Origin of the sequence: Bacillus cereus group sp. N14 (genome assembly GCF_016483555.1) — a bacterium.
Lineage (GTDB): Bacteria > Bacillota > Bacilli > Bacillales > Bacillaceae_G > Bacillus_A > Bacillus_A wiedmannii.
In genome coordinates this window covers 38,231-62,526 of record NZ_JAEHBQ010000025.1, presented here as the reverse complement: position 1 = coordinate 62,526, position 24,296 = coordinate 38,231, and the positions used below count along the sequence as shown (strand labels likewise).

The window sequence follows — 24,296 nt, the reverse complement described above, 5'->3', positions numbered from 1 at the left end:
CCCCTCCAAGTAATAGTGTAACATCCATGTGTATACATGGTCTTTTTCACACTGTCTACCTAAAGGGGATAATATCATTACAAGGCTTTTTTATTTTGTTTATAAAATATGTTTGCTCTCTATGTCTATAGTATAAACGTCGTGACCCTTTAATAAAGTTGTACATATTGTATGTATACGAAATGAAAAAAACTGATAGGAGCTTTTATATGCAAGATAGATCTAGTACAAATATTACGTTTATCGATGTGTCTCATTGGGAAGGGAATATTGATTAGAATGCATTGAAAGGATCCGGTATTTCAGCGGCGTATGCAAAAGCGACAGAAGGTGTGAATAATCTTGATCCTACTTTGGTTCAAAATGTACAAGCAGCGCGAAATGCGAATGTATTAATCGGTGCATACCATTTTGCGCATCCAGAACTAAATGATGCAATTTCAGAAGCGAAACATTTTGTGAACATATTACAAAGCAATCAGACAGACTTAATGCCAGTTCTAGATTTAGAATCACCGATAGATCCGAGTAATAGTAATTTAACTGGTACTGCTATATCTAATTGGGCAAGGAGTTTCATAAATTATGTGAAACAGGCTACTGGAAAAGATGTCATGTTATATACAGGAGTTTGGTATATTAATGAGTTTGGAATTAACGGGTTAAGTGATATTCCACTTTGGATTTCTAAATACTCTAGTACGCCGCCTGCTGATGCTGGTGGTTGGACAGAGTGGACAGCATGGCAATACACAGATTCTGGTAAAATTTCAGGTGTAGTAGGAAATTGTGACGTATCAGCAGCGGTTTCATTAGAAGCTTTGCAAGGAAATGGAACAAATGGTGGTGGAAATGTTTCTCCACCTAGTACTGCTACTGCAGTCTACGGCGTTGCTGTAATTAAAGGCGATAATGTAAATTTACGGAGTGGACCATCTTTACAATCTAGTGTAATTCGCCAGCTAAATAGAGGAGAATCGTATGAAGTTTTGAGTGAACAAGATGGTTGGCTTGCTTTAGGTGGAAACGAATGGATATACTATGATCCAAGTTACATTCAGTATAAACATTATGTGGCGACTATTACTGGTGATAATGTGAATCTGCGGGATGCTCCATCATTAAATGGAAATGTTATAAGACAGTTACATCGCGGTGAGGCTTATAGAGTATGGTGTAAGCAAGATGGCTCTGGCTTGGTTTAGGTGGAAATGGCTGGATATACTATGATTCAAGTTATATTCAGTATGGTGTACAATAAAATGCACGTAAAAGGTATCTCGCCTGAGATTCCTTTTATTCTGCTATTTGCGGGCAACCTGAAACAATCAGTGGGGAATGAGAAAAATCGCTTATTAAAGTCTCTCTTCATAAAAATATGTAATTTTTACAAAGTGTATATTGAAAGCATAGTATAATATAATGGATGTTTATAAAAATAAATGAAAATGGAATAAAGGAGTAAAGATATGGATTATGTGCTAATAGGTGTGATTTTATTATTATTAGCTGTAGTATTCGTGCTGTTCTATAAAAATAAACAGCTAGAATCAGAGAGTCAGCAAGTAGAATTTGAAAAGAAACAAGCAATTGAAACATATGAAACTGAAATTGCAGCTACGGTTACAGAGCATAAAGAACAACAAAATACATTGAAAAATATGGAACAGAAGAAATACAATGATTTACAAATAAGTGCAGCTAGAGAACTTGAAAATATGCGTATGATGAAAAATCAATTAGCTATGCAACATAGTAAAGAACGAAGTGAAATACAAGAAAAACATAGTAACGAAATACACATGTTTCAAAAGTTAATTGCAAATTTGCGAGAGTATACGAAAAATGGAGCTGAAGTGAATACACACGAAACATTACATTATATGAAGCGTGGATTCGTAGAACAAGGCATAATACTAGACAATGAATTTCATATTATGCCGAATGTTTTTATTAAAAGTCAGCACGGAGGAAATGATTTTCGCATTCATCATCTTGTCTTAAGTAAAACGGGTATGTATGTACTTGAGACGAAAGAATGGACAGGGAAATTAATTCATGGCTTAACGAAAGAAAATGCTAGTATATATTCATTTATGATTGATGAAATTGGCAAGTATCAACAAGAAGTAGAGAAAGAAGAGACGTTTGAATATATTACAGGTGAAGATTCATTAACGATACAAGTAAAAAATGAAGGGAATCCAGTATATAGAGCGAAGAAACTATCCCATATTCTATACAATTGTTTGAAAGAAATACAAGTTGATATTGTAAAGGAAAACGTAAAACCGATTGTATATTTTTATAATGAGAGTGGGAAAGAAGTGCTCGATCTGTCTGAAGAAAAAACGCCGAGATTAAAAGATAGAGAGCAAATTGTAATGTTCTTTAGAAATGAGATCTTAACAGGGAAAGTAATATATACAGATCAAGAGTTAGAAAAACTTCGAGAAATCATTAATCGGATGAATTATAAAATGAATTAAAAAGAGGTGGGCTTTCTGCGTGCTATATTAAGGGGTATTTTGTATGTTTATGTTTGTTTGTATATACTAATGTATCTTGCGTTTATTTACATTATCGATATAACTCATACGTTATTAAGTGTAAAGAGTATTTTTGTAGTAATCATGCCATTTGCTTTATTAATCATGATTCAAAAATCTATCTTATATGTTTCTAAAAATCGTAATAAAGAAAAGAAGCAAATGTCGGGAGTATTAATAGTAGCACTCATTCCGTTAATAGTGTGCACTGCGCAATTAAGTATGAATACATACACTTCTAAGTTTAATCAAAATCGGTGGTTACATGCTGAAGAGAAACGGGTACATATGGTAGATGATCTAATGCAAAAATATAAATTAACAGGGAAATCAAATGAAGAAATTACAAAATTATTAGGAGCACCTACTGAAACGAGAAATGGAGAAGAAGGGATTACCACTTCGTACTATCTTGGAAATGAACGTGGCTTTATTTCAATAGATAGTGAACAGCTTGTTTTACAATTTGATAGAAATGGTAGAGTTATGAAATATGAGATACTAAGAGATTAAATAAATTTAGAGAGAAGCTATATGTTATAGCTTCTTTTTTATTTTTCAATATGTTACGGAAGGGAGAGAAGGATTTTGAGTGGAATAAGGAATGAAAGCGGAGGTGATGCATATATATGGATGCATTGGGTTGTTTTTATCGTGCATAAACGAGCAGCCCGATTATAATCAGTGCGGAATGGACCAAATCGCAACTGATTAAAGTTTCACTGTATCATATTGTATAAATGAAAAGGAGGTAAGACGGTGAAAGCAATCCCGACTGATGTCCTGAGTAAAGAATTAATGGAAAGAGAAGGAGTTATATCTATTACAGTAAAAGAATTTGAAAAGATAGAAGTAGCTGGAGTAGTAGTCGCTGGTCCTGCAGTTATTTTGATTAATCAAGATTAAGTACATATTATTGAAATAAAAAGCATCCATCTAGGATGCTTTTTATTTGTATGCAAGGAAGAATATGATGGATAATTGCTTTACTGGAGGGAAAGTCTGTGGCAATTATTATAACGATGTTAGTAATGGGAGTTTTATTAGGATTTGTTGGAGCAGGGGGAGCTGGTTTTATTATCGCAATACTCACTTTAGTATTCCGCATTCCTATTCATGTTGCGCTTGCAACGTCTTTAACTGCTATGGCATTTACGACATTATCTGGGGTTATAAGTCATTATCGTGAAGGAAATGTTGTAGTTACTATAGGCGGGATTGTTGGTGGATGTGGAGCACTTGGTTCTTATATTGGTGCAAAGCTTGGTTCACTTATACCACCGCATCTTCTTCATTGGTTTACAGCTGGGATGTTATTTTTATCTGCAATTTTTATGTTTGTTAAATTAATTAAGTTTCAAAATAGGGAAGAACTACTTTTAACAGAAATTAAAGATTTTTCGAAAGAAAATATAATGAAATGTATATGTCTCGGATTAGTCACTGGAATGATGGCTGGTTCATTTGGGATTGGTTCTGCACCATTTATTCAACTTGGATTAATGGTTCTATTAGGATTAACAATCCAGCAATCTGTAGGAACAACAATGCTTGTCATATTGCCGATTGCGATTGGAGGTGGGCTAGGATATAGTTCAGAAGGCTACCTAGATTATATACTGTTATTGCAAGTATTAATTGGCACGATGTTAGGAGCGTATATCGGGGCGAAGTTTACAAATTATGCACCACGTATGCTTTTGAAGCTTTCAATGATTATGACACCAGTTGTAGCTGGATGTATGTTATTGATGGAATGAAAATAATATAGCAAACTAATATGTTTTACGAATGAATTATGTAAGTAATTCATATTTCCCATATAAAAGGATTTGCTTTAATATAATGAGTGTAAAGTTCGAGTATTCGAAGTACTACTTGAATTATATCCCTATCCCTTTTCTAAAAATGCGAACAAGTTTTGCCCTATTCTATTCAATAATTAATTGCATAGAAATATATTGTTCGATGACCATTATGGAACGTACATAATGGGAAAATCCCGATCCTTAAAGAGGATGCCCCTAATCTTCATGTGAAAATATGATCGGATAAGAAAGCTGACCAATTTATGGTTAGCTTTCTTTTTGTTCAAAAACTATTTCTTCTTTAATTTCTGTTTGCAATAATAAAGCTTTTCCGAAACGACGTTTACATTCCGCACGCACTTTTTCAATGGCTAGTAGCTGAGTAGTGGCGGGAACTGTTACGATAGCTTGGCGTGGTTTTCGATTTTCTTCACAAAAGACACATTCCACAACATATTTAGAAATCATATTTTCATCCTTCCGTTTTTAATTTCTAAGAAGGGATTGTCTATGAAGTTAATGTGATTTTTCGTCATTAGTTTACTTTTTTCCTCTTTTTTCAAGGAGAAAATGATAAAGAAGGTGAATTTTTGTAGGGGAGGGATGTATATGGAAAGATGGATAGGTTGTGCAGCAGTATGTATAAATGAAAAAAATGAAGTTTTAATGGTGTTGCAAGGGCAAAAGGGTGAAGAAAAAAGGTGGTCTGTTCCAAGTGGAGGGCTTGAAAAGGGAGAGACACTAGAAGAATGTTGTATTCGAGAAGTTTGGGAAGAAACAGGTTACAATGTGGAAGTTGTAAATAAAATATACGAAAAAGAGGGTATTACATACGGGGTTCCTGTATACGTTCATTATTATGTCGTTAAAAAAATAGGCGGTAGTATGAAAATCCAAGATCCTGATGAGTTAATACATGAAATTGCTTGGAAAAGGATAGATGAAGTGAAGGAATTAACGCTATCTTTCCCGGAGGATTATGAGATTTTAAATAAATATATAAATAAAAAAGCGAGTGTTTAAACACTTGCTTTTTCAATGTATCCACGATAAGAAAAGCGGAACGATAACTAAACTAGCTCCTGCTGTTAAAAGCATAGATAAACTTGCAATGGTTCCTTCTACAGGGCCGATTTCGAATGCTTTTGATGTACCGGTTCCATTTGCGCTCGTGCCTAACATAATGCCTTTTGCGAGCGCTGTTTTAATACGGCATATACGTATGAGAGAAGGTCCGAGCAATGCTCCTGTTAACGCAGTTAAAACAACAAATACAGCTGTTAATTGTGACATACCACCGATCATTTCTGAAATGGCCATTGCAATTGGTGTCGTTACAATATGAGGCGCTAAACTATGTTCTAACGATGAATCAATTTGAAAATAATTAGCTAGTAGTGCTGAAGTAATAACTGATAAAAATGAACCGACAATGACATTAAGTAAAATAGCTATTCCATGTTTCTTGAGTAAATCAAAGTATTTATAGATTGGCCATGCGAAAGCAACTGTTGCAGGCTTTAATAATTCTGTTAACCATTGACCACCTGTTTCATATGTTTCATAAGGTGTGTCTAGTCCGAGTAATAAAGCAATTAAAATAATAGGGCAGACGAGAAGAGGAGAAAGTAAGCTCCAATTCCAGCGTTGATACATTTTCTTCGATATCCAATATGTGAATAGTGTTAATAGTAAACAAAGAAAGCCGATCATTGTGTTGATCCTTTCCGCTTTAGTAGCAATTCTGTTAGGAGTCCTGTAGCGAGAGTGACACAAAGTGTACTAATCATAATAATTAAAATGAGATCGATTCCATATTGTGATAGTGTATCTTTGTAGCGTATGACAGCGACTGCAGAAGGAATGAAAAATAAAATAAGTTCTTTTAATAAAAAGTCTGCTCCGTCCTGTATCCACTCTTTTTTCACTAGGTTAAATTTTAATGAAATTAACAATAAAAAAATACCGATTATACTTCCTGGAACTGGGAGGTGTGCCTGTTTTGCAATCCATTCACCTGTCCAAGCGAAACAAAATAATAATAAAATTTGTCCGCTTAATTTCCACCATTTCATACAGTACCCACCTCTTTCTTTTTTTACATAAAAATTGTAAAAAAGAATTAACAATTTCTACTATACGTTCATTCGAAAAATTTGTCTAATATATAAATTATATGTTATTAATATATTAGATGTATTAATTGAAAGTGAAAAGGGTGTCCAAAATGGAATTACGGCATTTGCAATATTTTGTTGTAGTGGCAGAGGAGTTACACTTTGGACGAGCAGCTGCTCGTTTACAAATGACACAACCACCGCTTAGTCAACAAATTCAGCAATTAGAAAAAGAAATGGGAGTTATGTTATTTTCAAGAACGAAGAGAAAAGTTGAATTAACAGAAGCTGGAGAAATGTTTTTAAAAGAAGTAAAAAAAGCGTTCGAACAAATTGATAAAGCAGTAGAAGTTGCACAAAGTGCCCAAAGGGGAGAAGTGGGCTCACTTTCAATTGGTTTTGTAGGTGCGGCGATATATGATATTTTACCATCTATCGTAAGGGAGTATAGAAAGAAATTTCCGAGAGTGTCTGTTGCATTACATGAACTGTCAACACCGGATCAGGTGCATGCACTTCACGATAACCGTATTGATATTGGCTTTTTGCGTCCGCCAATTCCAACGCAATTACTAGAGTTAGAACCAATTCAAAAACTTTCTTGTACGTTATGTTTACCGAAGGCACATCCACTTGCTGAAAAGGATGAAATACATATTGAAGATTTAAGAGACGAACCGTTCGTATTTATTACGAGACCGGTATGGCCAGCGTTATACGATACAATTTTATCACTTTGCCGCGACGTAGGATTTAGTCCACACATTGTACAAGAAGCAACGGAATATCAAACAGTTATGGGACTTGTAGCGGCAGGAATCGGAATTACGGTAATACCTGTATCGGCGAATAAATTGTATAAAACCGAAGTCGTATATAAAGAGTTATGTGATTCGAATTTTGTTGCAGAAATGTCAGTAGCGTACAAAAAAATGAATACTAATCCAGAACTTTTAGAGTTTTTGAAAATTGCAAGAGAGAAGAAAAGAATAGAAGTTGAGGATGAGATTAATTAATTTGTTAAAAAGTACACCTCGTTAAACACTAAAGCGGAAATGCAATATAATTGCATTTCCGCTTTAGTGTTCTTTTTTTAGTTCTATACTAAAGAGATAAACATGTTCGTTTTCTTGTAATAGTTGGTCAATAGCAGTTTTTTCCTCAAGCATTGGAATTCTTACGGTTTCTTTATTCGTTTTTATTATAGCTGCTAAAGTCGTCTTTTGATTGTATGTTAAGTTTATAGCAGATTGAAGAGTGGTAGAGGTAGAGCTATTTATGATTGGAGGTGCTTCTTCAGGAGCGAGCATGGAACTACCTTCAATATTAACATACCAATGTTTTTGCACTTGTACATCTTTATCGAGTTGGGATTGAGGTGGTAAAAAAGAAAGCTTTACTTTCTTTTTTTGAAAATGGGAGGTAGCTATATTCGCAATTACGTTTGTTTTTTTACCATCTTGATAATAATCAATTGTAGCATGTATTTCATCTTTTTTATTTTTTAGGGTAACGTTATAAAACATGCTGTCTCCTTCTTGAAAAGGAGTCATTTGTAAAATAGAAGATTGCTCTTCTGTTAATTTGTATGGCTCAACAATGGCGATTTCATTGTTTTTAAGTGAGCTACAACTTGTGAGAAATAATAAAAATAAGATTGATAGTAATTTTATGCGCATACAACCCCCTCCTTTTTACAAATATATTCTTAATATGATTTATTTACCATTTTATTTTCTAGGACTAAAGACTTAGAACAAATTCAGATTGTAGTGCGATGTTTAAAATGTCATATTTTTATACACTAGTAGTATAGAATGAGTATGGTATGAAGTAAGGTAGGGGAAGAACATATGTCTTTATGTCAGTTAGTGAGAAAAAATATAAGAACATTTGCTGCCAAAAGGATGAAGCAATTCATGTGGGTTGCTATGAGTACTATGATTTTATTTTTTATGATATCGCTCCAATTTAATGAAGGAGCGATTGGGAAATTAGAGACTACACTTTTATTTCAAATGAGCTTTTACATGCTGTTTATTGTATTCATTTTTATTTGTATTTTTACTACATATAAAATAACGTTTTCTCTTCTGCAAGTGAGAAAAGAGGAAATTAAATCTTATGTAGCAGAGAGTAGGAAGAGAAATGACGTACTATGTTTATTATGTCAGGAGCAATTATTTATTTATGGGGCAGCGTTTGTTTTTGGATTAGTGAATGGGATGTTATTTTTGAAATTATTTACGATTATCTTTATGAAAATAGCAGGAATACAAGGGATAAATAGTGCACCGATTACAGTATATGCAATAGTAGTTGTTAGTATAATTATGATTGTGATCGTCCTATTATCGATGATGCAATGTTTTCGATTTGTTCAAAGTTTACAAGATGAAAATTCGTTTTAATTCAAGGAAAAGGCATGAGAAATCATGCCTTTTCTTATTTTACACATAAAAATAATCATGTTACAGTGTAAAGACCTGACAAAGAATGGGAAGGAAAGGTTGTATAGTATGACAAATGAACAATCAATTGTAAAGGTTGAGCGGTTAACGAAGCGAATCGGTTCAAAGACACTTGTAGAAAATATTAGTTTCGAAGTTAAAAAGGGTGAAGTAGTTGGCTTGCTCGGACCAAATGGTGCTGGAAAAACGACTTTAATGAGAATGATGGTCGGCATGATTCGTATGACAGAGGGTGAAGTTTGGATTGACGGTCAATCTGTAAAACAGCAATTTGAAAGTACTGCTGCGAAAATTGGAGCAGTAATTGAGACACCGGAATTTTATCCTTTTTTGAGCGGCTATGAAAATTTAACATATTTCGGACGAATGAATGGTAACGTGACGGAAGAACGTATCGATGAAGTAGTGAAATTGTTAGGGATGGGACAAGTAATTGACCGAAAAGTAAAAGCATATTCACTCGGCATGAGACAACGTTTAGGAATTGCTCAAGCGCTTATTCACGATCCAGATGTATTGATATTAGATGAACCAACGAATGGATTAGATCCTAGTGGAATACATGAAATGAGAATGTACATAAAGAAAATTGCACATGAACAAGGAAAAGCGGTACTTGTATCTAGTCACTTACTTTCAGAAGTTGAATTAATGTGTGATAGAGTTATCATTATTCAGCATGGAGAATATGTGGCGACGCAAAATATTCAGCATAATCAAAGAGAAGAGATGGAGACAATCCGTATACGTGTAGATGATGCGAATAAAGCAGCAGAAATGTTAGACCAAGATGTTTTAATAAAAGGTAATGATCTACTTATTCATGTAAAAGATGAAGAAATCCCAAATGTTATTCGTATATTGCTTGAGAAAAATATTCAAGTGTATCGTGTATATGAAGAAAGAAAAACGTTAGAAGAGCAATTTTTAGAATTAACAGGGGGAAAAGATATTGTTTAATTTAGTGTATAACGAACTGTATAAAATATTTAAGCGAAAGCGAACGATTATTCCCTTTGCAGTTATTGCAGTATTAATAATTGGATTAGGGTGGGTTACGGTAAAGTATTTAGAACCGGAAACAAAAGGATGGAAAGCCGATTATACAGAACGAACTGTAGAAATAGAGAAAAAGCTAGGTATGAAAAAAGAATCTATATTAGCAGAACGATCTGGGGACGAGCTTGTAAAGGAATATCAGCTTAAGATGAAGCATTTAGATACAGATACAGCACCGACAAGCAGTTCTCCGCTTTCTTTCATGAGAGATACAGGTTTTATCGTATTTCCAATATTGCTCCCATTTATCCTCGTGTATGCAAGTACAATTTTTGCGAATGAATATAGCTGGGGAACATATAAATTTTTAACGATACGACCAGCGAGTCGATTTAAAATTTTGACAGCTAAATTTTTAGCAATTGTGATATTTGCAGCGTTATTGTTTATATTTAATATGATTTTCTCCACTTTATGTGGACTTGTTATTTATAAATTCCAACAGCCTGCATGGAGCGAGCTTATTTTCCAAGATGGAAATATTATAAAACAAAATATTTTTGTGGAAGCTAGTAAGTATTATATTTTATCGTGGTTGCCGACGATTGTGTACGCAGCGTTTGCATTTATGATTTCTGTATTAACAAGATCTAGTGGAGGCGCGATTGGTATTTCACTATTTCTTGCTTTATCAGGAAACATTGCATTATTAGCAGCGACTAGATATGATTGGGCGAAATATTTATTGCCAGCAAACACAGATTTATACAGTATTTCAAAGAATGGAAGTTTTATTGATGGAGTAACATTCCCGTTTGCTTCATGTATGTTATTACTATATTTATTTGTATTTTTAAGCATTTCCTATATAGTATTTTTAAAACGTGATTTAACATAAAAAAAGGAGCCGTTAAGTATTTCTTAACGGCTCCTTTTTTATGCAAATTGTTTAAGTGCTTTTTCAGCTAACAAAGCGAAGTATTCTGCACTTATAGGTAATGCTTGCTCATCTACTGTAAAAGCTGGATGATGCCATTCATGTGTACCACTCGTTCCCATAAAAACGAATGAACCAGGTATTTCTTGTTGATAAAAAGAAAAATCTTCTCCGGCCATTGACGGGGTAGGAGAGATGATATTTAAATTCATTTTTTCAGCAACTTGAGAGGATAAGTTTGTTAAAGATGTATCGTTATGAACAGCAGGAGGACCTGCATAAAAACGAAATTCTGTTTTTACACCTAATGCATCAGAAACCCCTTGAATAATACGTTTCATTAGTGCGGGAATCTTTTCACGTGTTTCAGTTTGGAATGTACGTACAGTTCCTTCCAGCGTTGCTTTTTCAGGAATTACGTTCCACGTATTTCCTGAATGGATGTTTGTGACACTGACGACCGCATTATGTGAAGAGCTTATATTTCGGCTTACAATTGTTTGGAGCGCCATCACGATTTGAGAGGACGCGACAATAGGGTCTACCCCAGCATCTGGTACAGCTGCATGTGTACCAACTCCGTGAATTTCAATTTCAAATCGATCGACCCCGGCCATCAGTGGACCATCTTTAATACCGATTGTACCTACTGGTAAATCGGGTTTATTATGCATACCGAAAATAGCTTGCACGCCATGTAAATGCCCGGCTTCAATTACTTTGCAAGCACCATTGCTACTTTCTTCAGCTGGCTGGAATATAAAGCGTACAGTTCCACCAAGAGAAGATTCTTTTTCTTTTAATAAATAAGCGGCACCTATAATAGCAGCTGTATGAAAATCATGCCCACAAGCATGCATTTTACCGGGAATTTTTGAAGCATACGGTAAATTTGTTTCTTCTTGAATAGGAAGGGCATCAATATCAGCGCGGAGTGCTATAATTGGTCCGCTATTATTCCCTGAAATTTCAGCAATAACGCCTGTTTCTAAACTAGAATTTATAATCGTAATGTTTTTCTTTTCTAACCAATTTTTTATAGTCTTCGTCGTTTCAAATTCTTCGTATGATAATTCTGGATGCTCATGTAAATTTCGACGAATAGAAATTAGCATCTCAGTTAATTGCTCTAGATTTGCTGCCACGTATAATGCCTTCTTTCTTAATTAATGTATTTACATTAATTATACAATAAGAAAAGAGAGGATTCTCAAATGAAAATCCTCTCTTGTTTTATGCTGCCAATTTTTTGTGTGTATGATGTTTACGATAACATCCACGCATTGCATAGGCAATTTGCGGGATTGCAATACCGATTAAAATAAGTGATACACCGATCCATTGTGAAGATAGCACCGCTTCTTTTAAAACGAATACAGACATAATTGTTGTAACCGGTAGTTCTGCTGCACCAAGAATAGTCGCTAAGCCAGAACCGATCTTTGGAATACCGATTGTAAAGGCGATAGAAGGAATAACGATACTAAATGTTCCTAATCCTAAACCGTATTTCCAAAGTCCTTCAGAAATTGCACCGCTAAAAATAAATGTTGGTGGGAATACGATCATTACTAAAGTTAAAGCGCCAGTCATTAAGAGAACACCGCGCGGTAATGAAGGCACTTCAACAGCAACTTTTCCGCTCACGAAAATGTATGTTGCGAATGTAACAGCAGATAATAAACCTAGTATGATTCCAGTCATATCGAAATCACCTGCTGATTTCTCTAGTAAACCACTTGATAAAAATGTACCTGCAAGTAAGAAAATAACGGAAATAACCTTTTCTCTTGAAGGTAATGTTTTTGTTGTGACTGCTTCAATAATAATTCCGACCCAAACGAATTGGAATAAAAGTATAATTGCAATAGATGCTGGTACAGTTTTTAATGAAGCATAATAAAAAATTCCAGTAAAACTTGCAGATGTACCTGCCACGAATAAAATTAACGCTTGTTTTAATGGAACACGATGTCTAGAAAATAGAAGAGTAATAGCAAGCAAAATAATCCAACCGAACAAATATTGGCTGCCAATTACCTCTCCAAGTGAAAATCCTTCTGCATAGGCAAGTTTAACGAAAATAGCTAAAATCCCATAACTACACGCTCCTAATAAAACTAAAAGAGAATAACGAAGCATGAAAAATTCCTCCCATCTATATGAAATTGTTCCTAACGGACATATATAACTAGAGGGAAGTATACAAAATTAAAAATAAAGGGTCAAATAAAAGAAAAGTGTGACATTTTATAGAATAATAATAAAAGTATGATATTTATGCATAATCTTGAAATTAGTAATAATAAAAGTATTGTAAAATCAGCTTCGTATTGTATAAAGACAGCATTTGAAAAAAATATTTTTTAGGGAGATAGAAGGGTAGTCCATTATAGTGTGCTAATCATTTGAGAAACTATATTACCTTTGTTATGTTAATAACAATTAGAGAAGTTTCATAGTCCAATTGATATTGTTCTATATAATAGAAGGGAATAAAAACGTTTTATTAGAAACTGTTTGTAAGGGTAGTTTTTCTTATTATCACGTTGTTAAAGTGAGTTCACGAATTGTTCATAGTATTTTTATGTGTTTTTGCTACAATATGTAAGGAGAGGAGTGGAATCATGCAAGATATTAGTATTTTTTTAGCGTTTGGCGCTGGATTTTTATCATTTATTTCCCCATGTTGCTTACCGCTTTATCCGGCATTTTTATCGTACATAACAGGTATGTCGGTTTCTGAGTTGAAAGAAGAAAATGCAATGCTTCGCAAAAGAAGTATGATACATACAGCGTTTTTCTTACTTGGATTTTCAATTATATTTATTGCAATTGGATTTGGTACAAGTTTTATTGGAGGCATCTTTACAAATTATAAAGATTTAATTAGACAGTTAGGTGGTATATTTATCATCGTGTTCGGTCTTATTATTGTCGGTGTGTTTAAGCCAAAGTTTTTAATGCAAGACCGTAAATTTACGTTTAAAAATCGTCCGAGTGGCTATTTGGGATCCGTTCTAATTGGGTTGGCCTTTGCTGCAGGGTGGACGCCTTGTACTGGACCTATTTTAGTGTCTGTCATTGGATTAGCAGCAACAAATCCAGAATCAGCAATGATTTATATGATAGCATACATACTTGGGTTTGCTATCCCATTTTTCGTACTATCATTCTTTATTACGAAAATGTCTTGGATTAAAAGAAATAGTATGAAATTCATGAAGATTGGAGGATATGTTATGATTGTCATGGGTATCTTCCTATATTTCAACTGGATGACGAAAATTATCGTATATTTCTCAAGTTTATTTGGTGGTTTTACCGGTTTTTAGTATTATTCTGTGAAAATGTTGGAAATACTAACGGAAAAGCATATAATGAAAGTATATTTTGCATATAGCCACAAAAAAGGATGAGAAAATATGAACATAGTTGTTTTATCCAGTATCGTTGCTGTTTGTATGGCTGTTGGTGCGATGTTTATTCGTTTAAAAGCAGCTAAGAAACCGGCAACATTGAAAAAAATTATACTTCCACCATTTTTTATGAGTACGGGAGCATTGATGTTTGTTTTTCCAGAATTTCGATTAACTCCAGCAGAAATGTTAGAAGCAATTGGCGTCGGTTTGTTTTTCTCTATTTTTCTTATTAAAACATCTAAATTTGAAATTAGAGGACAAGAGATTTATTTGAAGCGTTCAAAAGCATTTGTTTTTATATTAATTGGATTACTTGTCGTGCGGATTGTTTTTAAAACATACTTAAGTCAATCTCTTGATTTAGGACAACTTAGTGGCATGTTCTTCTTACTGGCGTTCGCGATGATTGTGTCATGGAGAATTGCTATGTATCGTTCCTTTACGAAATTACAGAAGGAAATGGAAAAAGAAGATGGTTTTTATAATGAAAAAGATATGAAGCTAACTTGAAAACGTTATATGTATAAAATAAAAAGGACAGCGTCAAAGGCGCTGTCCTTTTTATTGAAAATAATGTGAAGTTACTTTGCGAGTAAAGATTTATAGTTAGAATAATCAATCTCTTTTTCTTGTAGTTTTTTAACTAAAAATTTATGGTCGCGTTTTGGTGTAGCAATAATATATCCTTTAATAATTAAATCTTGTGTAATTTGAGAGGCTTTTTCTTGTAATGCCAGTTCTCCAATTTTGCCAGCAATTTTTGATTTAGCGACATCGCGAAATAGTTCTGGAACAGGACTTACGAGCTCTTCTAACAATTGTTTTTGTTCTTCATCCCATAAATGTCTAGTTTTATTAATATAGTGCTCTTCCCAATCTAAAATGGACATACCATCTTCTTTAGGTAATCGTTTTAGGAATTTTCTGAACATAAAGTATCCACCGATAGACATAAGTCCTAATAAAATAACAGTCCATAGCACTATGAACCAACTGAACCATCCTTCGAGCAAGCTTATCCCCCCTTAATGATTGCGGTTTTCTTTTATTCATATTATAAACAGTGAGATTCATAGAAAGCAAGAACGCTTGGTCATTTTGACCAAGCGTTATCATTTAAACAAAGTATAGTTGTTCAACACATAAATTATTATTATCATCTTCTACATATTCAATGATTAATGTGCCAACTTTACGATCTTTATCTTTAGTTGTGAAAATAGAGTAAGAAGTAAAACGTACTGTTGATAAGCCGCTTATATGTGTAGGTAAAGAAATGTAGTCGTTATCGCGGAAGAATTCCATCAGTTCAATATCTTCAAATTCTTTTCGATCAACTTGTTTGTTTGTATAGCGGCGTTGAAGTTTTTTTAAAGACTCATTCCAAGAAATTGCTTTTGTGTCGTATACCATTGTTCTATCTCCTTACTGTATGTAATCATTAAGAACATACGTTCTAAACTAGTATACTCTTTTTATTAGAAAAGGGAAAGCAAAAAATAATGTAAGCTTGGATTTCCAAGCTTACATTATTGATGCGTCCGTCATAATCTCTATTTTTATTATAAGTTAGATAAGAATAAGAAACAAGATGATATATATTCTGTTGATGGTTTTTAAAATTCTGTATATTATAGATATACTAAAATGCAAGGGAATGAGAGGAATGGCATATGTAATTTCACTCCAAGGATCGATGGCAAGCGGAAAAACAACATTGGCTAAAAGGTTAGAGAGATGTGGGCTTTCAGTTATATATGAAAATCCATATCCAATTGTAAAAAAGCGAAAACAATTAAATTTGGATATGAATTCAAAAGAAGGGTTTATCATAAATCAAAAAATGTTTATGGAAGCAAAAATAAAGGAGTTTCAAAATGTGAAAGATTCAGTCGTGATTTTTGATCGTGGACCAGAAGATATTGAGTTTTATACAATTTTTTATCCAACGATTATAGGGGAAAAGTGGGATATAGAAATTGAATTGAAAGATGAATTATATAAATTAAGAGAATGCCGTTCGGATGCAATTTTTTATTTAGATGTTTCGAAAGAAAATTTATATGATAGAAAAAATAATGACGGGGCAAGAAATCGAAGTACATTCGAAGAACAATTTAAATTAGTAGAAACTGAAAAAGAATGGTATAAACAATTTCCTGTAACTTATGTGGACACGAATACATTAACAGTGGATGAGTTAGAAGCATATTTTATGGGCTGGTTAAAGGAGAAAGGACTATGAAAAAAATATTATTATTCGTATACCCAACATTTGCGGAGTTTGAAATTACAGTAGCAACAGCATTACTGAAAAAGAAATATGAAATCATTACTGCGGGCTTAACAAAAGGGTTGATTATAAGTGAAACAGGCTTGCAAGTACAACCGCATATAGAATTAAGTGAAGTGCGTGTAGATGAATATGAGGGGATTATCATTCCAGGGGGAGACGAAGTACATATTAAAGACGCAGATATTCTCTTTTCAGTCATTCGCCAATTTTCTGAAAAAGAAAAATTAGTAGCTGCGATTTGTGCTGGACCGTATGCGTTAGCAAGAGCAGGTTTATTTAAAGGGATTTCTTATACAGCGACTATAGATTATCAAAAGTTAGATTGTTTTCCAGTAGAAAATTTTGTATATAAAGAAGTTGTACAACACTCAAATATTATTACTGCACAAGGACATGCTTTCGTACCATTCGGAATAGCAGTTGCTACTTATTTTGGAGTAGCGAACGAACATAGTATAAATTTTTATGGCGGAAAGGGCAATATGATGATGGACAAACTTTTACATGAGAATGTATAAAAGCTAGCATTGGATAGCTTTTTTCTTTTTGACATCGATAAATGGCTAACGTTTTCGGGTCGCGCCATATACCGTTATGAAGTGACAATTCATTTTCTACTTCTTTTTTTAGCCATTCCTTCATTTCGGCGTGAAGATATGTACTATCAGGTATATTTAGCGATGGAAACATGCTAGAAATATAGCTTACAATCGGAGTAGCATGATGAAAAACGAGAGCATTATGAATAACTGTTTCTTCAACAGTTGGAAAAACAGACTGTAATATCTCTTTACCATTTTCTAAACAAAATGGAGTGACTGATGATGTTGTTTTCGGTAAATCAAATGCGTCTAACATGCGGTTACACATTTCAACTATATGAGGTAATGTAACGTCAGAATTTGTTGTAGCTAAAAGTGAGCCTCCGGGACGCATTACTTTATGGAATCCTTGAACTGTTTTTTCGACATCTTTCATGTGATATAACATATGTCTTGCGATGACCCAGTCATAGCGATTAGCTTCAAAAGGAAGTTTACCAGCATCACCTAGTTTCCATTCAATTATGCTATTCTTTATTGCAGCTTCAGAAAGCATCGTTTTTGATTGATCAAAACCGGTTAGTTCGCCTTTATGACCGTTAGTTTGTAAAAGGGAAAGAAAATTTCCATTAGCACACCCAACCTCTAATATTTTTTCTTCTCCTTGAAATTGTAAATGTTCCATGACGAGTTCATCTAAATTTACTTGTTTTTCTTCGTAATGTTTATGCGTATCGATACGTGTTTGTAAATGGTTGCTTACGTTATATTGGCGTTTTACATCATTCATTTTTTCACATTCCACCTTCGTGCAAAATTGCTGAATCGCGTGTGTTAATACGTCGGTTTTCTTTAAACCTTCGTAATGGAGTGCAGATTCAAACCTTTCAAGTAATTTTTCTTCAATTCGAAAATGAATATCTTTTCGCTTCGTCATTGAAATATCGCCCCTTTGCATCTGTTAGTGAGACTATAGCACGCCTGAAAAATTCGTGTAAATAATTTGTGTACACAAATGGAGGGGATGAAAAAATTGTTCGAATGTGAGTTTAAACTATTGACGATTTAACCGTTTTCATATATTCTTAAATTAAGAAATATTCAAATAATTAAAAGAAATGAGAGAGTCACATGCTTCTTCAAGGAACACATCGAATTGGTCGTATGGCCATGTTGTTGGCACTTGCGGATGAGAATGAAAGCCCTGTATTATCTATTCCAAAAGGTTGGAAGTATTGTACGGGGAAAGTGGGTTCGATGAATTCGCAAAAAGTTGTAGCAGCAATGGAAACAGCGGCTAAGAGCACCCAAGTTATTGAAACAGATGTTTACAGAGAAACACATGCACTTTATCATGCAATTATGGAAGCTTTGTACGGAGTGACGAGAGGTCAAATTCAGTTAGCAGACGTTCTTCGTACAGTAGGACTTCGCTTTGCGATTGTGCGCGGTAGACCATACGACGGAAAAAAAGAAGGCGAATGGGTTGCTGTTGCATTATATGGAACGATTGGTGCACCTGTAAAAGGATCTGAGCATGAGGCGATTGGTTTAGGGATTAATCACATATGATTTGCCCATAGTCTATTAGTTAGAAGGGGGCCTTACTTTTTTAGGACAGAAGTCTGTCTTAAAAAGATAAGGTCCCCTTTTGCCTTTTTAAGGAGGAAAAAGAATGATTACGTTAACAGGACACACATTGACAATTGAAGAAATGAAGAGGTTGTTACTTGAAGGGGAAGGTGTAACAGCTTGTCCAAATAGTATGCAAAAGGTGGCGGAGTGCCGCGAAGTTGTTGAGAAAATTGTAGAGGACGGAAAAGTCGTTTACGGTATTACAACTGGATTTGGAAAGTTCAGTGATGTGCTTATTCAAAAAGATGATGTAAAGGCACTTCAACACAATTTAATTCAGTCACATGCATGCGGTATAGGTGATCCATTCCCTGAAGAGGTATCACGCGGTATGTTAATTTTACGAGCGAACACGATGCTTAAAGGAGTATCTGGTGTTAGACCACTTGTTGTAAATATGCTTCTTGAGTTTGTAAATCGTAAAATTCACCCGGTCGTTCCGCAACAAGGGTCACTTGGTGCGAGTGGCGATTTAGCACCTTTATCTCATCTTGCGCTTGTATTATTAGGCGAAGGTGAAGTGTTCTATAAGGGGAAACGCGTTCATGCGATGGTTGCTCTTACAGAAGAAGGGCTTGAACCGATTGAACTTGAAGCGAAAGAAGGGCTTGCATTAATCAATGGTACGCAGGCGATGACAGCGCAAGGAGTTCTTTCTTATATAGAAGCAGAAGCAATGGCGTATCAAGCTGAATTCATTGCTTCGATGACAATTGAAGGATTACAAGGCATTATTGATGCATTTGATGAAAATGTTCATAAAGCACGTGGTTATAAAGAGCAAGTGGAAGTAGCGAGCAGAATTCGTGACATCCTTCATGATAGTAAATTAACAACAAAACAAGGAGAACTACGAGTGCAGGATGCATATTCACTTCGTTGTATCCCGCAAGTACACGGTGCTTCTTGGCAAGTTTTAAATTATGTGAAAGAAAAATTAGAAATTGAAATGAATGCAGCAACAGATAATCCGCTAATCTTTGATGGCGGAGAAAAAGTAATTTCGGGTGGGAATTTCCATGGTCAACCGATTGCGTTTGCGATGGACTTCTTAAAAGTAGGAATGGCGGAACTTGCAAATATTTCAGAGCGTCGTATCGAGCGTTTAGTAAATCCGCAATTAAATGATTTACCTCCATTTTTAAGTCCAGAACCAGGACTTCAGTCTGGTGCAATGATTATGCAATACGCTGCAGCGTCACTTGTTTCTGAAAATAAAACGTTAGCACATCCAGCGAGTGTTGATTCAATCCCGTCATCAGCTAACCAAGAAGATCACGTAAGTATGGGAACAATCGCTTCACGCCATGCACATCAAATTATTCAAAATGTAAGACGTGTTCTTTCAATTGAGATGATTTGTGCGATGCAAGCAGCAGAATATCACGGTATTGAAAACATGAGTACAGTGACGAAGAGCTTCTACCATCAAGGCCGTCAACAAGTACCTTCTATTACAAATGATCGCATATTCTCAACGGATATTGAAAATATTACGCACTGGTTAAAAACGAATTATTCGATAAAAGAAAGATTAGATGTAAACGCGGCACTATAAAATGAGAAAAGGGAGAGATTGAAATGGAAAAAGTTAAACAAACAATTCGCGCGCCAAGAGGTACTGAATTACAAACGAAAGGGTGGGTTCAAGAAGCTGCACTTCGTATGTTAATGAACAATTTAGATCCTGAAGTTGCTGAAAAACCAGAAGAATTAGTTGTATATGGCGGAATTGGCCGTGCAGCTCGTAACTGGGAAAGCTACCATGCGATTGTAGATTCATTAAAAACGTTAGAAAGCGATGAAACATTACTTGTTCAATCAGGAAAACCAGTTGCAATCTTTAAATCGCATGAAGATGCACCTCGCGTTCTTTTAGCGAACTCAAACTTAGTACCAAAATGGGCGAACTGGGATCACTTCCGTGAACTAGAGAAAAAAGGTCTTATGATGTACGGACAAATGACCGCAGGTAGCTGGATTTATATTGGAACACAAGGTATTTTACAAGGAACATATGAAACGTTTGGCGAAGCGGCACGTCAACATTTCGATGGTTCATTAAAAGGTACATTAACACTTACTGCTGGCTTAGGTGGTATGGGTGGTGCACAACCTCTTGCTGTAACGATGAACGGCGGTGTTGTCATTGCTATTGATGTTGATAAGCGCAGCATCGATCGTCGTATTGAAAAGAGATACTGTGATATGTATACAGAATCATTAGAAGAAGCATTAACGGTTGCGAACGAGTATAAAGAGAAGAAAGAACCAATTTCAATTGGTTTATTAGGAAATGCGGCAGAGATTTTACCAGAACTAGTGAAGCGCAATATTACGCCAGATTTAGTTACGGATCAAACATCTGCTCATGATCCATTAAACGGTTATATTCCAGTAGGTTTCACATTAGAAGAAGCAGCGAAACTTCGTGAAGAAGATCCAGAACGTTACGTACAATTATCAAAAGAAAGCATGACAAAACATGTAGAAGCAATGCTTGCTATGCAAGAAAAAGGCGCAATTACATTTGATTATGGAAATAATATTCGCCAAGTTGCTTTCGATGAAGGTTTGAAAAATGCATTCGATTTCCCAGGATTCGTTCCAGCATTTATCCGTCCATTATTCTGCGAAGGAAAAGGACCATTCCGCTGGGTAGCACTTTCTGGTGATCCAGAAGATATTTATAAAACAGACGAAGTAATATTACGTGAGTTTGCGGATAATGAGCATTTATGTAACTGGATTCGTATGGCTCGTCAGCAAGTTGAGTTCCAAGGTCTTCCATCTCGTATTTGTTGGTTAGGTTACGGTGAGCGCGCGAAATTTGGTCGCATTATTAATGAAATGGTGGCAAATGGTGAATTATCAGCACCAATCGTTATCGGTCGTGACCATTTAGATTGCGGATCAGTAGCATCTCCAAATCGTGAAACAGAAGCGATGAAAGACGGTAGTGATGCAGTAGCAGACTGGCCAATTTTAAATGCATTAATTAATAGTGTAAACGGTGCGAGCTGGGTATCTGTTCACCACGGTGGTGGCGTTGGTATGGGTTATTCACTTCACGCTGGAATGGTTATCGTTGCAGATGGAACAGAAGCAGCAGCAAAACGTATTGAGCGCGTATTAACTTCTGACCCTGGTATGGGTGTTGTTCGTCACGTTGATGCAGGATATGACTTAGCTGTAGAAACTGCGAAAGAAAAAGGCGTTAACATTCCGATGATGAAATAAGGAGGAGAAAACATGCTGGACACTTTACTAATAAATATCGGTCAATTACTAACAATGGATCAAGAAGATGGCTTGTTAAGACGGGAAGCGATGAACACGCTTCCTGTTATCGAAAATGGTGTGGTTGGAATTGAAAACGGCGTAATTACTTTCGTTGGAACAGTGGAAGAAGCTAAAGGATTACAAGCGAAAGAAGTTATTGATTGCGGCGGGAAAATGGTTTCTCCTGGTCTTGTTGATCCGCATACTCACCTTGTATTTGGTGGATCTCGTGAAAATGAAATCGCACTAAAATTACAAGGAGTTCCGTACTTAGAAATTTTAGAAAAAGGCGGAGGTATTCTTTCAACTGTAAATGCAACGAAAAAGGCGTCGAAAGAAGAACTTGTTCAAAAAGCGAAATTCCATTTAGACCGTATGCTATCTTTCGGAGTTACAACTGTAGAAGCGAAGAGTGGTTACGGATTAGATGATGAGACGGAATGGAAACAATTAGAGGCAACTGCACAATTACAAAAAGAGCACTCGATTGATTTAGTTTCCACATTTTTAGGTGCTCATGCAGTTCCGAAAGAGTATAAAGGTAGATCGAAAGAATTTTTACAATGGATGTTAGACCTACTACCAGAAATGAAAGAGAAGCAATTAGCTGAATTCGTTGATATTTTCTGTGAAACAGGTGTGTTCTCTGTTGAAGAGTCAAAAGAGTTTTTATTAAAAGCGAAAGAGCTTGGGTTTGATGTGAAAATTCATGCAGATGAAATTGACCCTCTTGGTGGCACGGAAGCAGCGGCTGAAATTGGTGCGGCATCAGCGGACCATTTAGTTGGCGCTTCTGATAAAGGAATTGAAATGCTTGCAAACTCTAATACAGTAGCGACTTTATTACCAGGAACAACTTTCTATTTAAATAAAGAAAGCTTTGCTCGTGGACGTAAAATGATTGATGAAGGTGTTGCAGTTGCTTTGGCTACAGACTTTAACCCAGGTAGTTGTCCAACTGAGAACATTCAGCTTATTATGAGCATTGCAATGCTCAAGCTGAAAATGACACCAGAAGAAGTTTGGAATGCAGTAACAGTTAACTCTTCTTACGCAATTAATCGTGGTGATGTAGCTGGAAAAATTAGAGTTGGTCGCAAGGCAGATTTAGTTCTATGGGATGCTTACAATTATGCTTACGTACCGTATCATTACGGCGTAAGTCATGTAAATACAGTATGGAAGAATGGTAATATCGCATATACAAGAGGTGAACAATCGTGGAGCACGGCCACTATTTAAAGAAAAATGCAAAGTTTATCGATCGTGAAGTGACGAAATGGAGTGAGATGATTAAAGATTGGGAGGAAGGCTTGGAAATATTCGGTGCTGCCTTAATTGGAGCACCCCTTTCTAAACCATCTATTAGTCATTCAGGAGCAAGTTTTGCACCAAAAACAATTCGTGCAATGTTAGATGCATATAGCACGTACGCAATTACAGAAGAACATGATATGAAAGAAAGTGTCTTATATGATTGCGGCGATATTACGATGCATGTGACGGATATAAAAGAAAGTCATAAGCGAATTGCGAAAACAGTTGGTCATGTAACGAAAGTAAATCCAAACATGATACCAATCGTTCTTGGCGGGGATCACTCGATTAGCTTTCCGAGTATAACAGGATTTGCAAATAGTAAAGGGAAGGTCGGTATTATTCAATTTGATGCCCATCATGATTTACGTAATTTAGATGATGGTGGCCCATCAAATGGTACACCGTTCCGTAGTCTACTAGAAAATGATGTCATTACAGGAAAACAACTCGTTCAAATCGGAATTCGTAATTTTTCAAATGCACGAGCGTACCATGAATATGCAAAAGAACATGGCGTGACAGTATATACAATGAAAGATGTACGAGAGCGACAAATCAAAGATATTATCACAGAAAGTATTGAAGTATTAAGAAAGCAAGGCGTGACTTCTATTTACATTTCTCTTGATATGGATGTACTAGATCAAGCATTTGCACCAGGTTGTCCAGCAATTGGTCCTGGCGGTATGGATAGTACGACTTTACTTGATGCGATTGAATTTCTTGGTAAAGAACCGCTCGTTCAAGCGATGGATATAGTAGAAATTGATCCAACCCTTGATTTCAGAGATATGACGAGTCGAGTAGCTGCGCAAGTGATTATGAGTTTTCTTTTAGCGAGAGAGACAGTCCGTAAGCAGGTTAGTATATAGGCGTGAAATTAATAGGGAATGTTTAACGATTCCGTATGAAAAACAC

At 35.3% G+C, this 24,296-nt stretch carries 28 protein-coding genes and 1 pseudogene; 20 read left to right on the top strand and 9 right to left on the bottom strand.

The annotated features are described in order from the left end of the window. Window positions 1-284 precede the first annotated feature (284 nt). The 5 genes and pseudogenes from JDS82_RS25135 (at window position 285) to JDS82_RS25115 (ending at window position 4,309) form a co-directional block, all read left to right on the top strand. A pseudogene (locus JDS82_RS25135) lies at window positions 285-1,261 on the top strand (GH25 family lysozyme). 208 nt (window positions 1,262-1,469) lie between these two features. Further along, window positions 1,470-2,489, top strand: a complete 1,020-nt coding sequence (locus JDS82_RS25130; RefSeq protein WP_064473176.1) for a nuclease-related domain-containing protein — start codon at window positions 1,470-1,472, stop codon at window positions 2,487-2,489. A 6-nt stretch (window positions 2,490-2,495) separates the two neighbouring features. Then, window positions 2,496-3,062 carry a hypothetical protein gene (locus JDS82_RS25125; RefSeq protein ID WP_080482958.1) on the top strand — a complete coding sequence of 189 codons (567 nt, stop codon included), beginning with the start codon at window positions 2,496-2,498 and terminating at the stop codon, window positions 3,060-3,062. Window positions 3,063-3,308: 246 nt separating this feature from the next. Beyond that, window positions 3,309-3,455: a BC1881 family protein gene (locus JDS82_RS25120; RefSeq protein WP_000644411.1), complete on the top strand. Its 147-nt coding sequence runs from the start codon at window positions 3,309-3,311 to the stop codon at window positions 3,453-3,455. A gap of 98 nt (window positions 3,456-3,553) precedes the next feature. Then, a complete protein-coding gene (locus JDS82_RS25115; RefSeq protein WP_088321574.1) occupies window positions 3,554-4,309 on the top strand; it encodes a sulfite exporter TauE/SafE family protein in 756 nt (251 codons plus the stop codon). Between the two features lie 315 nt (window positions 4,310-4,624). On the opposite strand, the gene JDS82_RS25110 is transcribed toward JDS82_RS25115, so the two are convergent. After that, window positions 4,625-4,825 carry a DUF3903 domain-containing protein gene (locus JDS82_RS25110; RefSeq protein WP_000624205.1) on the bottom strand — a complete coding sequence of 67 codons (201 nt, stop codon included), beginning with the start codon at window positions 4,823-4,825 and terminating at the stop codon, window positions 4,625-4,627. A 141-nt stretch (window positions 4,826-4,966) separates the two neighbouring features. Between JDS82_RS25110 and JDS82_RS25105 the strand changes: the two genes are divergently transcribed. Beyond that, the gene (locus tag JDS82_RS25105; protein ID WP_000442960.1) at window positions 4,967-5,380 is read left to right on the top strand and encodes an NUDIX hydrolase; all 414 of its coding nucleotides are present in this window, start codon (window positions 4,967-4,969) and stop codon (window positions 5,378-5,380) included. Between the two features lie 12 nt (window positions 5,381-5,392). Here JDS82_RS25105 and JDS82_RS25100 read toward each other — a convergent pair whose 3' ends face one another. Continuing rightward, complete coding sequence (locus tag JDS82_RS25100; RefSeq protein ID WP_000578956.1) at window positions 5,393-6,070, bottom strand: LrgB family protein; 678 nt, start codon at window positions 6,068-6,070, stop codon at window positions 5,393-5,395. Further along, window positions 6,067-6,432 (bottom strand): CidA/LrgA family holin-like protein, encoded by a 366-nt coding sequence (locus JDS82_RS25095; protein WP_000872362.1) that lies wholly within the window; start codon window positions 6,430-6,432, stop codon window positions 6,067-6,069. Before JDS82_RS25095 ends, JDS82_RS25100 begins: the two co-directional genes overlap by 4 nt. A 152-nt stretch (window positions 6,433-6,584) precedes the next feature. On the opposite strand from JDS82_RS25095, the gene alsR reads away from it, so the two are divergent. Then, window positions 6,585-7,490 carry an acetoin biosynthesis transcriptional regulator AlsR gene (gene alsR / locus JDS82_RS25090; protein WP_000423221.1) on the top strand — a complete coding sequence of 302 codons (906 nt, stop codon included), beginning with the start codon at window positions 6,585-6,587 and terminating at the stop codon, window positions 7,488-7,490. A 63-nt stretch (window positions 7,491-7,553) separates the two neighbouring features. Here alsR and JDS82_RS25085 read toward each other — a convergent pair whose 3' ends face one another. Further along, window positions 7,554-8,153: a hypothetical protein gene (locus JDS82_RS25085; RefSeq protein WP_064057590.1), complete on the bottom strand. Its 600-nt coding sequence runs from the start codon at window positions 8,151-8,153 to the stop codon at window positions 7,554-7,556. Between the two features lie 174 nt (window positions 8,154-8,327). On the opposite strand from JDS82_RS25085, the gene JDS82_RS25080 reads away from it, so the two are divergent. From JDS82_RS25080 to JDS82_RS25070, 3 genes are all read left to right on the top strand, one after another. Further along, on the top strand, window positions 8,328-8,885 hold the full coding sequence (locus JDS82_RS25080; protein WP_000050589.1) for a hypothetical protein: 558 nt from the start codon (window positions 8,328-8,330) through the stop codon (window positions 8,883-8,885). A gap of 108 nt (window positions 8,886-8,993) precedes the next feature. Further along, complete coding sequence (locus tag JDS82_RS25075) at window positions 8,994-9,905, top strand: ABC transporter ATP-binding protein (RefSeq protein WP_000180637.1); 912 nt, start codon at window positions 8,994-8,996, stop codon at window positions 9,903-9,905. Continuing rightward, a complete protein-coding gene (locus tag JDS82_RS25070; RefSeq protein WP_064057589.1) occupies window positions 9,898-10,842 on the top strand; it encodes an ABC transporter permease in 945 nt (314 codons plus the stop codon). The genes JDS82_RS25075 and JDS82_RS25070 overlap by 8 nt, the downstream gene beginning before the upstream one ends. A 38-nt stretch (window positions 10,843-10,880) precedes the next feature. On the opposite strand, the gene JDS82_RS25065 is transcribed toward JDS82_RS25070, so the two are convergent. Then, window positions 10,881-12,026: a M20 peptidase aminoacylase family protein gene (locus JDS82_RS25065; RefSeq protein WP_000729787.1), complete on the bottom strand. Its 1,146-nt coding sequence runs from the start codon at window positions 12,024-12,026 to the stop codon at window positions 10,881-10,883. A gap of 88 nt (window positions 12,027-12,114) precedes the next feature. Further along, the gene (locus tag JDS82_RS25060; protein WP_064057588.1) at window positions 12,115-13,023 is read right to left on the bottom strand and encodes an EamA family transporter; all 909 of its coding nucleotides are present in this window, start codon (window positions 13,021-13,023) and stop codon (window positions 12,115-12,117) included. A gap of 325 nt (window positions 13,024-13,348) precedes the next feature. Here JDS82_RS25060 and JDS82_RS30260 point away from each other — a divergent pair, with 325 nt between their 5' ends. The 3 genes from JDS82_RS30260 (at window position 13,349) to JDS82_RS25050 (ending at window position 14,813) form a co-directional block, all read left to right on the top strand. After that, the gene (locus JDS82_RS30260; RefSeq protein WP_087947101.1) at window positions 13,349-13,492 is read left to right on the top strand and encodes a peptidase T; all 144 of its coding nucleotides are present in this window, start codon (window positions 13,349-13,351) and stop codon (window positions 13,490-13,492) included. Between the two features lie 16 nt (window positions 13,493-13,508). Then, window positions 13,509-14,216, top strand: a complete 708-nt coding sequence (gene ccdA / locus JDS82_RS25055; RefSeq protein ID WP_001152685.1) for a cytochrome c-type biogenesis protein CcdA — start codon at window positions 13,509-13,511, stop codon at window positions 14,214-14,216. A 90-nt stretch (window positions 14,217-14,306) separates the two neighbouring features. Further along, a complete protein-coding gene (locus JDS82_RS25050) occupies window positions 14,307-14,813 on the top strand; it encodes a CcdC family protein (RefSeq protein ID WP_001028637.1) in 507 nt (168 codons plus the stop codon). Window positions 14,814-14,884: 71 nt separating this feature from the next. On the opposite strand, the gene JDS82_RS25045 is transcribed toward JDS82_RS25050, so the two are convergent. Next, complete coding sequence (locus JDS82_RS25045; protein ID WP_000889390.1) at window positions 14,885-15,316, bottom strand: DUF2621 domain-containing protein; 432 nt, start codon at window positions 15,314-15,316, stop codon at window positions 14,885-14,887. 103 nt (window positions 15,317-15,419) lie between these two features. Then, window positions 15,420-15,716 (bottom strand): hypothetical protein, encoded by a 297-nt coding sequence (locus JDS82_RS25040; RefSeq protein ID WP_000262395.1) that lies wholly within the window; start codon window positions 15,714-15,716, stop codon window positions 15,420-15,422. 244 nt (window positions 15,717-15,960) lie between these two features. Here JDS82_RS25040 and JDS82_RS25035 point away from each other — a divergent pair, with 244 nt between their 5' ends. Both JDS82_RS25035 and JDS82_RS25030 read left to right on the top strand, forming a co-directional pair. Further along, a complete protein-coding gene (locus JDS82_RS25035) occupies window positions 15,961-16,548 on the top strand; it encodes an AAA family ATPase (protein ID WP_061672865.1) in 588 nt (195 codons plus the stop codon). Next, window positions 16,545-17,117, top strand: a complete 573-nt coding sequence (locus JDS82_RS25030) for a DJ-1/PfpI family protein (RefSeq protein WP_000722195.1) — start codon at window positions 16,545-16,547, stop codon at window positions 17,115-17,117. Before JDS82_RS25035 ends, JDS82_RS25030 begins: the two co-directional genes overlap by 4 nt. Here JDS82_RS25030 and JDS82_RS25025 read toward each other — a convergent pair. After that, window positions 17,023-18,078, bottom strand: a complete 1,056-nt coding sequence (locus JDS82_RS25025) for a class I SAM-dependent methyltransferase (RefSeq protein ID WP_048565877.1) — start codon at window positions 18,076-18,078, stop codon at window positions 17,023-17,025. The genes JDS82_RS25030 and JDS82_RS25025 overlap by 95 nt on opposite strands. Window positions 18,079-18,272: 194 nt before the next feature. Between JDS82_RS25025 and hutP the strand changes: the two genes are divergently transcribed. The 5 genes from hutP to hutG all read left to right on the top strand — a co-directional run bounded on the left by hutP (window position 18,273) and on the right by hutG (window position 24,250). Beyond that, complete coding sequence (gene hutP / locus JDS82_RS25020) at window positions 18,273-18,713, top strand: hut operon transcriptional regulator HutP (RefSeq protein WP_000926520.1); 441 nt, start codon at window positions 18,273-18,275, stop codon at window positions 18,711-18,713. Window positions 18,714-18,816: 103 nt separating this feature from the next. Next, window positions 18,817-20,334 (top strand): histidine ammonia-lyase, encoded by a 1,518-nt coding sequence (gene hutH / locus JDS82_RS25015; protein ID WP_098111143.1) that lies wholly within the window; start codon window positions 18,817-18,819, stop codon window positions 20,332-20,334. A gap of 23 nt (window positions 20,335-20,357) precedes the next feature. Continuing rightward, window positions 20,358-22,016 carry a urocanate hydratase gene (hutU, locus tag JDS82_RS25010; RefSeq protein ID WP_000416700.1) on the top strand — a complete coding sequence of 553 codons (1,659 nt, stop codon included), beginning with the start codon at window positions 20,358-20,360 and terminating at the stop codon, window positions 22,014-22,016. A gap of 12 nt (window positions 22,017-22,028) precedes the next feature. Continuing rightward, window positions 22,029-23,300, top strand: coding sequence for an imidazolonepropionase (hutI, locus tag JDS82_RS25005; protein ID WP_048565878.1), 1,272 nt, complete (start codon window positions 22,029-22,031; stop codon window positions 23,298-23,300). Further along, window positions 23,279-24,250, top strand: coding sequence for a formimidoylglutamase (hutG, locus tag JDS82_RS25000; protein ID WP_048565879.1), 972 nt, complete (start codon window positions 23,279-23,281; stop codon window positions 24,248-24,250). The genes hutI and hutG overlap by 22 nt, the downstream gene beginning before the upstream one ends. The last annotated feature ends 46 nt before the right edge of the window (window positions 24,251-24,296 follow it).